This window comes from Microbacterium sp. BDGP8, from assembly GCF_029991045.1.
GTDB classification, from domain to species: domain Bacteria; phylum Actinomycetota; class Actinomycetes; order Actinomycetales; family Microbacteriaceae; genus Microbacterium; species Microbacterium plantarum.
In genome coordinates, this window is sequence record NZ_CP120712.1 from 1,946,817 (window position 1) to 1,961,762 (window position 14,946).

Genomic DNA, 14,946 nt, shown 5'->3' on the forward strand with positions numbered 1-14,946 from the left:
GGGGGGAGGTGGGCTGATCTCACGCTAGCGGCCCGTCGCCATGGCTCCCCTCTGTCGTTCCTATGCGTTTGCATCGAGTTCCGGCGCGCGCCACAGCGCTTTCAGCCCTTCGACCGCGAAGAAGATCGCCACGGCGAACCCCAGCGGAAGCAGCCAGGCCTGCGCCGAGAGCGGCCGCGAGTCGAACAGCGCGTTCATGAACGGCACGTACGTGTAGATGAGCTGCAAGCCGACGAGGGCTGCAGCCGACCACCAGATCACCCGGTTGCCGCGCAGGACATCCCGGGTCAGGCTCGAACGGCGCAAGAACCGGCAGTTCAACAGGAACGCCAGCTGGCCGAGCGCGAGTACGGAGACCGAGACCGTCCGGGCGACATCCAGCTCGGCGCCCGTTGCTCGAACGATCGCGAACGCCGCGAGCGTCGCTCCCCCGATCATCACCGACACGATGAGGACGAACAGAAGTTCGCGCAGCGAGATGATCGACCCGCCGCTCGACCGGGGCGGTCGCGACATGATCCCCGGCTCGGCCGGCTCGTACGCGAGGGCGAGCGAGAGCGTCACCGCCGTGACCATGTTCACCCACAGCACCTGCACGGGAGACAACGGCAGCGCCAACCCGAAGACGACGGCGACGAGGATCACGAGCGACTGGGCCCCGTTGGTGGGCAGCAGGAACACGATCGACTTGCGCAGGTTGTCGTAGATCCGGCGCCCCTCGCGGATCGCGGAACGGATGGTGGCGAAGTTGTCGTCAGCGAGTACGATCTCGGCGGCTTCTTTCGTCGCCTCGGTGCCCTTGATCCCCATCGCGACTCCCACGTTCGCGCGGGTGAGCGCGGGGGCGTCGTTGACGCCGTCACCGGTCATCGCGACCACCTCGCCGTGCGACTGGAGCGCTCGGACGATACGGATCTTGTGCTCGGGACTCGTCCGCGCGTAGACGTCGACGTCGCGGACGACATCCTTCAGCTTCTCCTGGCTGAGCGACTCGAGCTCGCCGCCGGTGAGCACGCGGGGTTCGTCATCCGACACCAGCCCCATCTCACGGCTGATCGCGACGGCCGTTCCCGCATGGTCGCCCGTGATCATCTTCACGCGGATGCCGGCCCGGTGGCAGTCGGCGATCGCCTCGACGGCCTCGGGCCGCGGGGGGTCGAGGATGCCCCAGAGGCCGAGGAACTCCAGCTCATCGACGTCGTCGATCCCGACCTCGTCGAGGCGCGACGGCTTGCGCGCGGCGGCGAGCACGCGCAGGCCCTCGGCGCTCAGCTCGGCGATGACCGCATCCCAGAACTCGCGGTCGAGTTCCTCCGGCCCCGCGGCCCCGCGCTGGCGCGTCGAGCGGTCGAGCAGCCGGTCGGGCGCGCCCTTGACGAGGAGAGCGCGCGACCCGTCGGCGCCCTCGTTCAGGGTCGCCATGAACTTGTTCTCCGAGTCGAACGGGAGCACGTCCACGCGACGGACGCCCTCTGCCTCACCGTCGTGTCCGCCCTTCATCGCGACGACGCGCAGCGCACCCTCGGTCGGCTCACCGACGAGCTTCCAACCGTCGTCATCCGAGACGATGTTCGCGTCGTTGCAGAGGTCCGCTACGGCGAGGACGGCCGACAGATCACCGCCGGAACGCCCGTCCCCGTCGGTCCGCTCGATCTCGCCCGCCGGTTCGTAGCCCAGCCCCGAGACGTCGTAGCGGGCGACCGGGGTGACGATCCGCCGCACCGTCATCTCGTTCTTCGTCAGCGTGCCCGTCTTGTCGGAACAGACGGTCGTCACCGAGCCCAGCGTCTCGACAGCGGGAAGCTTCCGCGTGATGGCGCGACGCCGGGCCATCTGCTGGACACCGATCGCCAGAGTGATCGTCACGAGCGCCGGCAGCCCTTCCGGGATCGCCGCCACCGCGAAACCGATCGTGGCCGAGACGAGCTCGCCGAACGGCATCCCGTGCACGAATCGGCCGACGAGCATCATGGCGGCCGCCATCCCGAGGATGACGAGGGTCAGGACCCGCCCGAACGCGTCCAGCTGCTTCGTGAGAGGCGTCGTCAGGGCTCCAGCGCCCCCGACGAGCTCCTGGATCTTGCCGATCTCGGTACGAGCGCCCGTGCCCGTGACGATTCCGCGGGCCTGTCCCGCCGACACGATCGTGCCGGAGAACGCCATCGACGCCCGGTCGCCGACGCCGGCATCCGCGTCGACCGGATCGGTGTGCTTCGACGCCGGTACCGACTCGCCGGTCAGCGCCGCCTCGTCGATGCGCAGCTGGCTCGCCTGGACGAGCCGGAGGTCGGCCGGAACCTTATCGCCCGGTGACAGGCGCACGACATCGCCGGGCACGAGCTCGGCGGCGGGCACACTCCGCCACGAGCCGTCTCGGCGCACGCTCGCATCCGACGACAGCATGCCGCGGATGCCCGCGAGAGCCTTCTCGGCGCGCCCCTCCTGGGCATACCCGATCACCGCGTTGATGATGGCGACGGCGAGGATGACCCACACGTCGAGCCAGTCCGCCATGACCGCCTTGATCGCGGCGGCGGCCAGCAGGATGTAGATCAGCGTGTCGTTGAAGTGCGAGAGGAACCGCAGCCACGCGGGCGTGCGCTTGGCCTCGGGAAGGACGTTCGGCCCCACCGCGTCGAGGCGCCGCCCTGCTTCATCCGAGCTCAGGCCGTCGGCACTGGTTCTGAGCGCCGCGGCGACCTCGTCGACGGGGCGGGCGTACGAGCGAGGCGACTCGAGATCCGCCTCGGAGACAGGGGCAGCCATGGGCCGATCCTACGGCGTGCGGCTTTGCGGTACACCGGAGGCCGCCGGAGAAGATCCCGGTGCGGCCCCGTCCCGAGCCCGACGCTCGATGCAGCGCCGGGGTCACCCTGCCGGGGTCAGGTCGAGTCAGGCGGCGCCGTCGAACATGCTGGTGACAGAGCCGTCCTCGAAGACCTCCTTGATCGCGCGCGCCAGGAGCGGGGCGATCGGGAGGATGGTGAGGCCGGGGAAGCGCTTGTCGTCACCGAGCGGGATCGTGTCGGTGACGACGACCTCGTCGATCGCGGCATCCTGCAGACGCTCGACCGCGGGGTGACTGAAGACGGCGTGCGTCGCCGCGACGATGACGCGCTCGGCGCCGTTGTTCTTCAGGGCCTGCGCGGCCTTGACGATCGTGCCACCCGTGTCGATCATGTCGTCGACCAGCAGGCAGACACGACCCCGGACATCACCGACGATCTCGTTGACGGTGACCTGGTTGGCGACGTTCGGGTCGCGCCGCTTGTGGATGATCGCGAGCGGAGCGCCGAGGCTGTCGGACCAGGTGTCGGCGACGCGGACGCGGCCGGTGTCCGGCGACACGACGGTGAGCTTCTCGCGGTCCTCCGGGCTCAGCGTGCGCTCGAAGTGCTCGAGCAGGACCGGCTTGGCGAACAGGTGGTCGACGGGACCGTCGAAGAACCCCTGGATCTGCGCGGCGTGAAGGTCCACGCTCATCACGCGGTCGGCGCCGGCCGTCTTGAACAGATCGGCGACGAGACGCGCGCTGATGGGCTCGCGGCCGCGACCCTTCTTGTCCTGCCGCGAGTAGGGGTAGTACGGCGCGACGACGGTGATGCGCTTGGCGGACGCGCGCTTGGCGGCATCCAGCATGATCAGCGTCTCCATGAGCCACTCGTTGACCGGCGGTCCGAACGATTGCACCAGGAAGAAGTCGCATCCGCGGATCGACACCTCGAAGCGGGTGAGGATCTCGCCCGATGCGAAGGTGCGGTGCTCGGTCGGGACGAGCTCCGTGCCGAGCTGCGTTGCTACATCGGCCGACAGCGCGGGGTGCGAGCCACCGGATGCCACGACGAGACGCTTCTTGGTCTTGGCGACCAGTCCCGGGGCGATGCCCCGCGAGACGTCGAGGTCAACCGTGTTCTTCTTGCGAGCCATCGTCCGCTTCCTGTGAAGACCGCACGCGTGCCGCTGCTGCGGCGGCTGCAGTACCGGGTCTGTTCTTCTCGACCCACCCTGCGACATTGCGCTGGGGGGCGACGCTGAGCGCGAGAGCACCGGCCGGGACGTCCTTGCGGATGACCGCTCCGGCGCCCGTCTTGGCGCCCTCACCGATCTTAACCGGCGCGACGAAGACGTTGTGCGAGCCGGCGTGGACCTCGTCGCCGATCACGGTGCGGTGCTTGGCGAGGTCGTCGTAGTTCGCGGTGATGGCACCCGCCCCCAGGTTCACGCCGCGGCCGATCTCGGCGTCGCCGACGTACGACAGGTGCGGGACCTTGCTGCCTTCCCCGATGACGGCGTTCTTCGTCTCGACGAACGTGCCGATCTTGCCGCGCTCGCCGAGCTGCGTGCCCGGCCGGATGTACGAGAAGGGCCCCACGGTCGCGTCGGCCCCGATGACGGCGAGGGTCGCGTCGCTCCGCGTGACGGTCGCGCCCGCGCCGACCTCGCAGTCCGAGAGGCTGGTGTCGGGCCCGATCGTCGCACCCTCCGCGATCACCGTGGCACGCAGGATGTGCGTGTTCGGCAGAACGGTCACGTCGGGGGCCAGCGTCGCCGTGACGTCGATCCACGTCGTGGCGGGGTCCTGCACGGTCACCCCCTCGAGCTGCCAGCGGCGCACGGTGCGGGCGTTGAGCAGGCGCGCGGCCTCGGCCAGCTGCACCCGGTCGTTGACGCCGACGATGAGATTCGCGTCCGCGACGAGCTGCGCGGCGACCGCGAGCGCGTCGTTGCGGAGCATGCCGACGACATCGGTGAGGTACTTCTCGGCCTGCACGTTGGCGATGCTGATGCGGCCGAGCCGCTCGCGCAACGGCGCTGCCTGGAAGACGTAGACCCCGGCGTTGACCTCGTCGACGGCGCGCTCGGCATCCGACGCGTCCTTGTGCTCGACGATGCGGTCGACGCTGCCCGCGGTGTCACGGATGACGCGACCGTAACCGGTCGGGTCGCTCAGGCGTGCGCTCAGCATCGTGGCGGCGGCGCCCGATGCACGATGGGTGCGCAGCATCTCGCCGAGCGTCGCGTCATCGAGCAGGGGGACGTCCGCGCTGAGTACGAGCACGTCACCGTCGAAGTCCGGCAGCTGGTCGAGAGCGACCTCGACGGCCCGGCCGGTGCCGGGGATCTCGTCCTGGTCGACGACGACGACCTCGGGCGAGACGCCGAGCACGGCCTCGGCGACGCGATCGCGCTCGTGCCGGACGACGACGAGCACGTGAGCGGGTGCGAGGTCGCGTGCCGTGTCGAGCACATGGCCGACGAGGGGGCGACCGCCGATGCGGTGCAGCACCTTCGGGAGGGAGGACTTCATCCGCGTCCCCTGCCCCGCGGCGAGGATCACGACAGCGAGACGGGGGTCGAGTGGGGTGTCGCTCATGCTCCGCCGCCAGGACTCGAACCTAGACCTCACAGCTCCAAAGGCTGTCGTGCTGCCATTACACCACGGCGGAACGCCGCACGCAGGTGCAGCCCGACAAGTCTGCCAGAGCGCGCGGGGTCGCGTCTGCGCCGCGGCTGAGTCCCGCCCCGCGGGTCGGGATAATGGTGCCATGGCACACGAGACCGACGAGGTGGACCGCATCGTCGGTGCGTGGTCGCTGCAGCGCCCCGACCTCGACTTCTCCCCCCTCGGGGTGCTCTCGCGCGTCGACCGGCTGTCGCGTCACCTCGACCGGGCGCGGCGCGAGGCGTTTCGCCGCAGCGATCTCGAGCCGTGGGAGTGGGACGTGCTCTCGGCCCTGCGCCGCGCGGGCGAGCCCTACCAGCTGAGCCCGAAGCAGCTGCTGCAGCAGACCCTCGTCTCGAGCGGCACGATGACCAACCGCATCGACCGGCTCGTCGCGCGCCGGCTCGTTCGGCGCGAGGCCGATCCGGGCGACGGGCGCAGTGTCCTGGTGACCCTCACCGACGACGGACGCATCCGCGTGGATGCGGCCATCACGCGTCTCGTCGACGCGGAAGCCGTGCTTCTGTCCGGCCTGTCGAAGGGCGACCGGGACCGCCTGGCGTCGCTGCTGCGCAAGCTGTCGCTGGGGTTCGACGGCTCTCCCCCGCCGGCGTCCGCCTGACGCATCCCGCTCCGGCTGACAGCGGCCCCGCCGCGGGCGTGGCCTAGCCTGGAAGCAATATGGCGCATCTTCTGGGAGCCGAGGGCCTTCGCCTCGAGTATCCGACCAAAGTGGTGTTCGACGGGGTCTCCCTCGGAGTCGACGAGGGCGACCGCATCGGCATCGTGGGCCGCAACGGCGACGGCAAGTCGAGCCTCCTGCGCATGCTCGCGGGGCTCGTCGAGCCCGATTCGGGCCGCGTGACGGTTCGCGGCGGCACCCGGGTGGGCGTCCTGGCGCAGGCGGACGACCTCGACGACGACCTCCGGGTGCGCGACGCGGTGGTCGGTGACCTCGCCGATCACGAGTGGGCGGGCGACGCCCGCGTGCGCGACGTCATCGCGGGCCTTCTCGGCGACCTCGACTGGGAAGGTCCGATCCGCGGGCTCTCCGGCGGTCAGCGCCGTCGCGTCTCGCTCGCCGCGCTCCTCGCGGGCGATCACGACGTCATCTTCCTCGACGAGCCCACGAACCATCTCGACGTCGAGGGCATCTCGTGGCTCGCCGAGCACCTCAAGCGCCGCTGGTCGGCCGGTTCCGGTGCGCTCCTCGTCGTGACGCACGACCGCTGGTTCCTCGACGAGATCTGCACCGCGACCTGGGAGGTCCACGACCGCATCGTCGAACCGTTCGAGGGCGGCTACGCGGCGTACATCCTGCAGCGGGTCGAACGCGACCGGCAAGCCGCCGCCATCGAGGCCCGACGGCAGAACCTCGCCCGCAAGGAGCTGGCGTGGCTGCGCCGCGGCGCCCCCGCCCGCACCTCGAAGCCGAAGTTCCGCATCGACGCGGCGAACGAGCTGATCGCCGACGTTCCCGAGATCCGCGATCGGGTCGCGCTGCAGTCGCTCGCGGTGTCGCGACTGGGTAAGGATGTCGTCGACGTCCTCGACGCCGGTGTCAGCTACGGCGATCGCGTCGTGCTCGAGAAGGTCGAGTGGCGCATCGCGCCGGGCGAGCGCACCGGCATCCTCGGCGTGAACGGCGCGGGCAAATCGACGCTCCTCGGGCTCATCTCCGGTACCGTCGAGCCGACCGCGGGACGCGTCAAGCACGGCAAGACCGTCAAGGTCGCGACCCTCTCCCAGCGCATGAGCGAACTGGACGAGCACCTCGACCAGCCGGTCCGCGTCGTCATCTCGAATCTGCGGACGAGCTACACGATCGGCTCGGGATCGAAGGCGCAGGACCTGACCCCGGGGCAGCTCCTCGAGCGCATGGGGTTCAGCTCGGCGCAGCTCTCGACGCCGGTCAAGGACCTCTCCGGCGGGCAGAAGCGGCGTCTCCAGCTGCTGCTCATCCTGCTCGACCAGCCGAACGTGCTGATCCTCGATGAGCCGACCAACGACCTCGACACCGACATGCTGGCGGCCATCGAGGACCTGCTCGACTCGTGGGCCGGCACACTCATCGTCGTCTCGCACGACCGTTACTTCCTCGAGCGCGTGACCGATCAGCAGTACGCGATCCTCGGCGGGCGGCTGCGACATCTTCCCGGCGGTGTCGACGAGTACCTGCGGCTGCGACGCGAGCAGCCCGGGCGCACGGGGTCGACCTCAGCGGCATCCGCTCCGGCATCGGGTGGCGGGGCGGCGAGCCCGGCGGCCCCCACTCTGAGCGGCGCGGAGCGGCGAGCGGCCGAGAAGGAGATCTCGGCGATCGACCGCCGTCTCGAGAAGATCCAGGGCGAGATCGCGGCCGTCGACGCCCAGCTCGCGGAGGCTCACGACGACTTCGAGCGGATCATGAGCCTGCAGCGCCGGCGCGATGAACTCGTCGCCGAGACGACGACCCTCGAGGAACGCTGGCTCGAGCTCGGCGAGGCCATCGACGGCTGAGTGCGCGCCGCACGACGAAGCCCCCGGCGCTGTGCGCACCGGGGGCTTCATTGCGGATCAGACGAGTCCGTTGTCCTCGAGGAACTTCTTCGCGATCGCGGCCGGCTCGAGCTTGTCGACCGTGCTCTGGACGTTCAGGGCGACCAGGGCCTCGGGGGTGAGCTTCGCGCTGACGGCGTTGATGGTGTCCTCGACCTCGCCAGCGAGGTCCTTGTTGACGACCGGGACGACGTTGGACGCGAGGAAGAGCCCCTCGGGGTCTTCGAGCACGACGAGGTCGTCGGTCTGGATGCGCGGGTCGGCCGTGAAGACGTTCGCGACGTTGACGGTGCCGGCGACGAGGTCGTCGACCGTGGTCTCGCCGGTCGCCTGGAAGCCGACCTCGATGCCGTAGGTGTCGGCGAGGCCCGTCGGGCCGTAGGGACGCTGCTCGAGCTCGGCCGGGCCGCCGAGGGTCAGCGGCTCGGTGACGTTCGCGAGGTCGGCGATCGTGGTCAGGTTCCACTGCTCGGCGAACGCCGCCGTCACGGTGTACGAGTCCTGGTCGCTCGCGGTCGCCTGGTCGAGCACCGTGAGGTTCTCGGGGAGCGCGTCGGCGAGAGCGGCATACACGTCCTCGGAGGTGCGGGCGGTGGTGTCCTCGTCGAAGTACTGCAGCAGGTTGCCGGTGTACTCCGGGAACAGCGTCAGCGAGCCGCTCTCGAGCTCGGGCAGGTACGCCTCGCGCTGGCCGGTCGTGAACTGACGGTCGACGGTCTTGCCTGCGCCCTCGAGCGCCTGGGCGTAGATCTCGGCGATGATCTCGTTGGAGTAGTAGTCCTGCGAGCCGATGACGATGGTGCCGTCGGCGGGGGCCGCCGACTCGCCGCCGCCTTCCGCGAGCGGGTCGGAGCTCGCGCATCCGGCGAACAGGGTGGTGGCGGCGAGCACGCCGACACCGGCCGTCAGCAGGCGGCGGGTGGTGAAGCGGGACATGGGTTCCTCTTTTCGATGGTGCGGGAGTTCGGTGCTGTGGGTCGGGAAGGTCGGTCAGGCGGTCGCGGCGACGGGCCGGCGGTTCCGCTGCGGGGCGTCGGCGGCGCGCACACCGCGTGGCGCGCTGAGACGTTGCAGGAGGGCGAAGACGGCGTCGAGCAGGAGGGCGAGCAGCGCGAGGATCAGTGCGGCGCCGAGCACCTGGTCGATCGCGCGGAGGTCGATGCCCTGGATGATGCGGAAGCCGAGCCCCCCGAGGTCGGTGTACCCCGCGATCGTCACGGTCGCCACCACCTGCAGCACCGCGGAGCGCAGTCCGCCGATCAGGAGCGGCAGGCCCAGAGGAACCTCCACGCGCCAGAGGATCTGCCACTCCGTCATGCCGACGGCCCGGGCGGCGTCGATCGTGCGGCGATCGATCGCCTGCAGTCCGCTGTAGGCGCCCGCGAGCAGCGGCGGGATCGCCAGCACGACGAACGTGATGAACGCCGCCTCGGTCTTCTGGGTGACGCCCAGCAGCAGGATCAGCAGGATCAGCAGTCCGAACGAGGGGATGGCGCGGGCCGCTCCCGAGACGGCCACGGCGAACTCGCGGCCCTTCCCCGTGTGGCCGATGGCCCAGCCGATCGGTACGGCGATGAGCGCGGCGATCAGGACCGAGACGAAGGTGTAGAACAGCTGCTGGCCGATCAGGAACGGCACCGAGTTGCTGCCCGTGTACTGGGCGGGGTCGAGGATCCAGGCGATCGCGTCGACGAAGACGTTCATGCGGTCACCTCCCGTCGGCGGCGCGCGCGACGATCGCGGCGGGCCGAGCCCGCGTGCGCCCAAGGCATCACGAGTCGTCCGATCAGTACGAGCAGCGCATCGATAACGAGCGCGATGATCGCGACGGCGACGATGCCGGCGAACACCTCTTCGAGCAGGCGGCGCTGGATGCCGTTGGTGAAGAGATACCCCAGGTTGGTGACGCCGACGAGGATGCCGACGGTCGCGAGCGACACCGTCGAGACGGCCATGACCCGCAGGCCGGCGAGCAGCACGGGTCCGGACAGCGGCAGGTCGACCGCCCAGAAACGACGGAACCCGCCGTATCCCATGGCCGTGGCCGCCTGCCGGACGCCGGGGTCGACCGAGTCGAAGCCGTCGGCGACCGAGCGGGTCTGGATCGCGATGGCGTAGATCGTCAGCCCGACGATGAGGTTCGTCTCGGTGCGGATGCCGTACCCGAGCGCGCTCGGCAGCAGAACGAGCAGCGCGAGCGAGGGGATCGTGTAGAGAAGCCCCGTCAGGGTGATGACCCACCCGCGCAGCAGGCGATAGCGCCACGCGACCCACCCGAGCGGCACCGAGAGGACGAACCCGAGCACGATCGCGATGACGCTCTGCCGGATGTGATCCAGAGCGAGCGAGAAGATGAGGTCGAGATTCGACCAGATCCACGACACGTCAGGCGTCGCCTTCGACCAGGGTGCCCTGCGTGCGCCCCTCGGAATCGACGAGAACCGCGCCGTTGGCCGTCCGCTCGACGCGCAGGGCGCGCTTGCCCCGGTCGACGCCGATGAAGCTCGCGACGAACTCGTCGGCCGGGTCGCGGATGATCTCGCTGGGCGAGCCGACCTGCAGCTTCCGGGCGCCGGCCGCGAGGATCACGACCTGGTCGCCGAGGAGGAACGCCTCGTCGATGTCGTGGGTGACGAAGACGACGGTCTTGCCGAGCTCGCGCTGCAGACGCAGCAGCTCTTGCTGCAGCTCGTCACGCACGATGGGGTCGACCGCGCCGAACGGCTCGTCCATCAAGAGGATGTTGGGGTCGTTCGCGAGGCCCCGGGCAACTCCCACGCGCTGCTGCTGGCCACCCGACAGCTGACTCGGGTAGCGATCGGCCATCCGGGTGTCGAGACCGACCGTCTCCATCAGCTCGAGCGCCCGGCGACGCGCGTCACGCCGGCTCGTGCCGGTCAGCACGGGCACCGTGGCGATGTTGTCGGCGACGGTGAAGTGCGGCAGCAGCCCCGAGTTCTGCATGACGTATCCGATACGGCGGCGCAGATGCACCGGCGAACCGGTCGCGACGCTCTCGCCGTCGATCTCGATGGCTCCGGAGGTCGGCTCGACCATGCGGTTGATCATGCGGAGCAGCGTCGTCTTGCCGCATCCCGACGATCCGACGAAGACGGTCGTCTTGTGCGAGGGGATGACCAGAGAGAAGTCCTGCACCGCGCGGGTGCCGTCGGGGAACTCCTTGACGACGTCGCGGAACTCGATCACGCGTTCAGCTCTCGATGACGACCGAGCGGTCGAATGCGACGTAGCCGGAGAAATCTGTGCCGACGCGCTCGATCGCGGTCGGGTACGGCGTGGGGTAGGACCACGCCTTGTCCGAGGAACCGGCGACGTCGAAGTACTGGGCGTCACCCTTCCACGCGCACGTGTACGCGGTGTCGCTCTCGGTCAGGACGCCCGGAGCGATGCTCCGCGGCGGGAAGTACCAGTTGCCCTCGATCCGCACGAGATCGCTCTCGTCGGCTTCGGCGATGATCGTGTCGCCCAGTCGTGCACGCATGGCGCCGCCCTCCGTTGTGGTCTCTCACGCTAGCGTTCGGAGCCGACACTCGGGCCGTGTTGCGTCATGTCGCGAAATGGACTAAACAGCGCATCCCGGCTCGGGCGGAGCGATCAGTACCAGAGGCCGACGCGGGGAACGATCGTCGATGCGAACATGCGCGAGGATGCCGCGAGGTCGGTGCCGGTCAGGCGTCCAGCGCGCCCGAGAGTCTCGGGCGACACACCGCCGAGATAGACGGCCGCGAGCGCGACGACCGACAGCTCGAGCACATCGGCGCCGGCCGTATCGGCATCCGCCGCCGTCGCCACCGCGCCCTCGCCGTCGTCATCGACCGTCAGGAGGTACTCGCCGGTGGCGATCCCGAGCGGGTCGCTCACTCGCAGCAGCACGCGCCCCGCGGAGCCGTAGGTGCGCGCGCGGAGGGCGGCCGGCACGTCGAGGATGCGCAGGTACTGGTGGTCGAACACCGAGACCGAGGCGGCCCGCCGATCGCCGATCATCCACAGCACCGCCTCGTCGACCGAGCACAGCTCCGCGCGGACGTGGGCCACCAGGTCGAGCTCCAGCAGGAACCGCCAGAGCGCCGCGTACGCATCGTCGGTCTCGGCGATGAGGATCGTCACCTTCGCGGTGCCCTTGACGATGTCCCGCTCATGAGGCGCGAGCGAGTAGGTCAGGATGCCGCGCACCTCGCCCGCGGCGTCGCGATACTGCACGCAGCGGATCGCTCCCCCGTCCTTCTCGTCGGGATCCGTGCCGGTGAAGCGGTCGCCGTGTCCCGGCGGCAGCGCGATGTCGCCGGGGGTGCGGTGACGCGTGCGCTCGTGCAGCGTCGCCACGAGGTCGCGTGCGGCCGTCCGATCGATGAAATCGAGGCGCCCGTCGGGCGTCGGACCCGCCCAGCGCACCCGGCGGGTGTCGATGTCGAGGATCGCGGCGGAAGCCGCCGAGGCGAAGCCGTAACGGCCGTAGAGCGTCGACTCGGTCACCGTGAGCATGGCGATGGGAAGCCCGGCCGCCGCGACGGTGCGCACCTCGCCCTCCAGGAGCGCCCGCGCGATGCCTCGGCGCCGGTGCGTCTGCGCGACGGTCACGGCGCTGATCGCACCGGCGGGGATCGTTCCGCCCGGCACGGTGAGCTCGGAGGGCCACGACGCGATCGTGCCGACCGCCACCTCCGGCATCGGCCCGCTCTCGTCGAACACGCCGGTCAGGCGCCGACCGCTGTTCCTGCCGCGTGCGCCGGCGATCTGCTCGGGCGAGCGCTCGCCGTCCTGGAAACCGCGCGAGACGGCCTGGATCCAGCCCTCGAACGCCGGTTCGCCGGCGGCCACGGTCAGGTACGTCAAGCCGCGCTCGGCGAGCGCGCGATGCGACGCCTCGTCGACGTCACGGTTCAGCAAGGAGGTCTGGGGCTCGGTCATCGGGTCACCACTTTCGCGCCCGTCACCGGGCCGGAGATGTGACGGGCACGGTGGCCCATCGCGGACAGGTTCTGCTCGATGCCGCGCGCCGCGTCGGCGTCGGCGGCGAGGAAGGCCAGCGTGGGGCCGGAGCCCGACACGAGGCCGGCCAGCGCGCCGATCTCGACGGCGCGATCGAGCAGCTCGCCCAGGTCGGGGCGCAGCGCGCACGCGGCATCCTGCAGATCGTTGCGCAACGCGCCCGCGAGCAGGTCGGGGGAACCCGAACGCAGGGCCTGCAGGACGACCGGGTCGACCTCCGGCGGCTCGGGCCGTGGCGCGATGTCGGGACGGCGTTCGGCTCGCAGCCGATCGAGCTGCGCGTACACCTCGGGGGTGGAGAGTCCGGCTTCGTCGATCACCACGACCCAGTCGAAGCGGGCCCGCCCCAGCGCCGGGCTCAAGCGATCGCCGCGTCCCGTCCCGACGGCACTGCCGCCCATGAGAGAGAAGGGGACATCGGCGCCCAGTCGCGCTGCCAGCTCCTGCAGTGCCGGGGAGGTGAGCCCGGCGCCCCACAACGCGTCGCAGGCCACGAGGGCGGCGGCGGCATCCGCCGAGCCTCCGCCCATGCCGCCGGCCACCGGGATCGCCTTGCAGATCTCCAGGTGCACGCCGCCGAGATACCCCACCTCGCGCGCCACCATCCGTGCGGCGCGCAGAGCGAGGTTGCGATCATCGAGCGGAACGCCGGGCACGGGCGCACCCGCCTCATCGACGACGCTCACGCTGAAGTCGTCCGCCGGTGTGGCGACCAGGTCCTCGTACAGCGAGACGGCTTGATAGACCGAGGCGACGTCGTGGTAGCCGTCGTCCTGGACGGACCCGACGTCGAGGAACAGGTTGATCTTGCCGGGAGCCCGCACACGCACGCGGTCGGGGACGGCGCTGAGGCTCATGAGCCGTCCGGCCCGTCCCAGATCGAGCCGATGCGGGAGGCGATGTCGTCGATCCGCTCGAGCTCGTCCTCGGTGAGGTCGGGCCCGTCGAGCGCCGCCAGGTTCTCGTCCAGCTGAGCGGTGCGCGATGCGCCGATGAGAGCCGAAGCAACCACCGGGTCACGCAGCGTCCACCGGATGGCGAGCTGGGCGAGGGTCTGCCCACGATCGCGCGCGAGGTCGCCGAGCTCGCGCAGGCCCGCCAGTGCGGACGCCGACAGCCGCCCGTCATCGGGCAGCGAGAAGCGCTGCATCGACCGCTCGGACGTGCCGTCGTCGAGATACCGCCCCGTCAGCAGACCCTGCTGCAGCGGCATGAAGCCGATGGCGCCCATCCCGTCTCGGCGCAGCTGGTCGGTCAGGCCGTCCTCGATCCAGCGGTTGAGGATGGAGTACGAAGGCTGGTGGATCACCAGCGGCGTGCCGAGGTCGCGGGCCACCGCGGCGGCTCGAGCGGAGTTCTCGGCCGAGTACGACGAGATCCCGACGTAGAGCGCCTTGCCCTGACGCACGAGCGCGTCGAGCGCTCCCACCGTCTCCTCGATCGGGGTCGTGTCGTCCTCGCGGTGCGAGTAGAAGATGTCGACGTAGTCGACGCTCATCCGCTTCAGCGACTGCTCGGCGCTCGCGATCAGGTACTTCCGTGAACCGTGGTTGCCGTAGGGGCCGTCCCACATGTCGTACCCCGCCTTCGACGAGATGATCAGGTCGTCGCGGTAGGGCGCGAAATCCTCGCGCATCATGCGTCCGAAGTTCGTCTCGGCCGAACCGTAGGGCGGCCCGTAGTTGTTGGCGAGATCGAAGTGCGTGATGCCGCGGTCGAAGGCGTGGCGCAGCACCTCGCGCTGACGGTCGAAGGGGATGTTGTCGCCGAAGTTCCACCACAGCCCGAGCGAGATCGGCGGCAGGAACAGCCCGGAGGCCCCGACCTGGCGGTACCCGCTGCTCTCGTAGCGATCGGGGGCTGCGGTATAGGGACGGTGCAGGTCTCCGCCGCGCGAGGCGGGGAAGCGGGGCGAGGCGGTCACCGTCCGAGCCTATCGAGCGCGCACCCGCCTG

Annotated in this window: 13 protein-coding genes and 1 tRNA gene; 2 read left to right on the forward strand and 12 right to left on the reverse strand. The window is 70.2% G+C overall.

The window, feature by feature from the left end; genetic code table 11:
• Positions 1-60 precede the first annotated feature (60 nt).
• The 4 genes from P6897_RS09410 to P6897_RS09425 form a co-directional block, all read right to left on the reverse strand.
• Entirely contained in the window at positions 61-2,766 is a 2,706-nt protein-coding gene (locus P6897_RS09410; RefSeq protein WP_274179527.1) for an HAD-IC family P-type ATPase, read from the reverse strand.
• Between the two features lie 126 nt (positions 2,767-2,892).
• Entirely contained in the window at positions 2,893-3,927 is a 1,035-nt protein-coding gene (locus P6897_RS09415; RefSeq protein WP_112617994.1) for a ribose-phosphate diphosphokinase, read from the reverse strand.
• The gene (gene glmU / locus P6897_RS09420; protein ID WP_274179528.1) at positions 3,902-5,374 is read right to left on the reverse strand and encodes a bifunctional UDP-N-acetylglucosamine diphosphorylase/glucosamine-1-phosphate N-acetyltransferase GlmU; all 1,473 of its coding nucleotides are present in this window, start codon (positions 5,372-5,374) and stop codon (positions 3,902-3,904) included. Before glmU ends, P6897_RS09415 begins: the two co-directional genes overlap by 26 nt.
• Position 5,375: 1 nt before the next feature.
• A tRNA-Gln gene (locus tag P6897_RS09425) sits at positions 5,376-5,447 on the reverse strand.
• Positions 5,448-5,546: 99 nt separating this feature from the next.
• Here P6897_RS09425 and P6897_RS09430 point away from each other — a divergent pair.
• Both P6897_RS09430 and P6897_RS09435 read left to right on the forward strand, forming a co-directional pair.
• On the forward strand, positions 5,547-6,065 hold the full coding sequence (locus P6897_RS09430) for a MarR family winged helix-turn-helix transcriptional regulator (RefSeq protein ID WP_274179529.1): 519 nt from the start codon (positions 5,547-5,549) through the stop codon (positions 6,063-6,065).
• Positions 6,066-6,124: 59 nt separating this feature from the next.
• Positions 6,125-7,942 (forward strand): ABC-F family ATP-binding cassette domain-containing protein, encoded by a 1,818-nt coding sequence (locus P6897_RS09435; protein ID WP_274179530.1) that lies wholly within the window; start codon positions 6,125-6,127, stop codon positions 7,940-7,942.
• A gap of 57 nt (positions 7,943-7,999) precedes the next feature.
• On the opposite strand, the gene P6897_RS09440 is transcribed toward P6897_RS09435, so the two are convergent.
• The 8 genes from P6897_RS09440 to P6897_RS09475 form a co-directional block, all read right to left on the reverse strand.
• Complete coding sequence (locus P6897_RS09440) at positions 8,000-8,917, reverse strand: ABC transporter substrate-binding protein (protein ID WP_023950327.1); 918 nt, start codon at positions 8,915-8,917, stop codon at positions 8,000-8,002.
• A gap of 54 nt (positions 8,918-8,971) precedes the next feature.
• On the reverse strand, positions 8,972-9,685 hold the full coding sequence (locus P6897_RS09445; protein WP_112618041.1) for an ABC transporter permease subunit: 714 nt from the start codon (positions 9,683-9,685) through the stop codon (positions 8,972-8,974).
• Complete coding sequence (locus tag P6897_RS09450) at positions 9,682-10,365, reverse strand: ABC transporter permease (protein ID WP_282501043.1); 684 nt, start codon at positions 10,363-10,365, stop codon at positions 9,682-9,684. The genes P6897_RS09445 and P6897_RS09450 overlap by 4 nt, the downstream gene beginning before the upstream one ends.
• A 1-nt stretch (position 10,366) precedes the next feature.
• Complete coding sequence (locus P6897_RS09455; protein ID WP_114589291.1) at positions 10,367-11,188, reverse strand: ATP-binding cassette domain-containing protein; 822 nt, start codon at positions 11,186-11,188, stop codon at positions 10,367-10,369.
• A gap of 4 nt (positions 11,189-11,192) precedes the next feature.
• Positions 11,193-11,483 carry a DUF427 domain-containing protein gene (locus tag P6897_RS09460; RefSeq protein ID WP_112617988.1) on the reverse strand — a complete coding sequence of 97 codons (291 nt, stop codon included), beginning with the start codon at positions 11,481-11,483 and terminating at the stop codon, positions 11,193-11,195.
• A gap of 113 nt (positions 11,484-11,596) precedes the next feature.
• Positions 11,597-12,910 carry a GNAT family N-acetyltransferase gene (locus P6897_RS09465; protein WP_282501044.1) on the reverse strand — a complete coding sequence of 438 codons (1,314 nt, stop codon included), beginning with the start codon at positions 12,908-12,910 and terminating at the stop codon, positions 11,597-11,599.
• Positions 12,907-13,848, reverse strand: a complete 942-nt coding sequence (locus P6897_RS09470; RefSeq protein ID WP_274179535.1) for a 4-(cytidine 5'-diphospho)-2-C-methyl-D-erythritol kinase — start codon at positions 13,846-13,848, stop codon at positions 12,907-12,909. The genes P6897_RS09465 and P6897_RS09470 overlap by 4 nt, the downstream gene beginning before the upstream one ends.
• Positions 13,845-14,915 (reverse strand): aldo/keto reductase, encoded by a 1,071-nt coding sequence (locus tag P6897_RS09475; RefSeq protein ID WP_282501045.1) that lies wholly within the window; start codon positions 14,913-14,915, stop codon positions 13,845-13,847. The genes P6897_RS09470 and P6897_RS09475 overlap by 4 nt, the downstream gene beginning before the upstream one ends.
• Positions 14,916-14,946 lie beyond the last annotated feature (31 nt).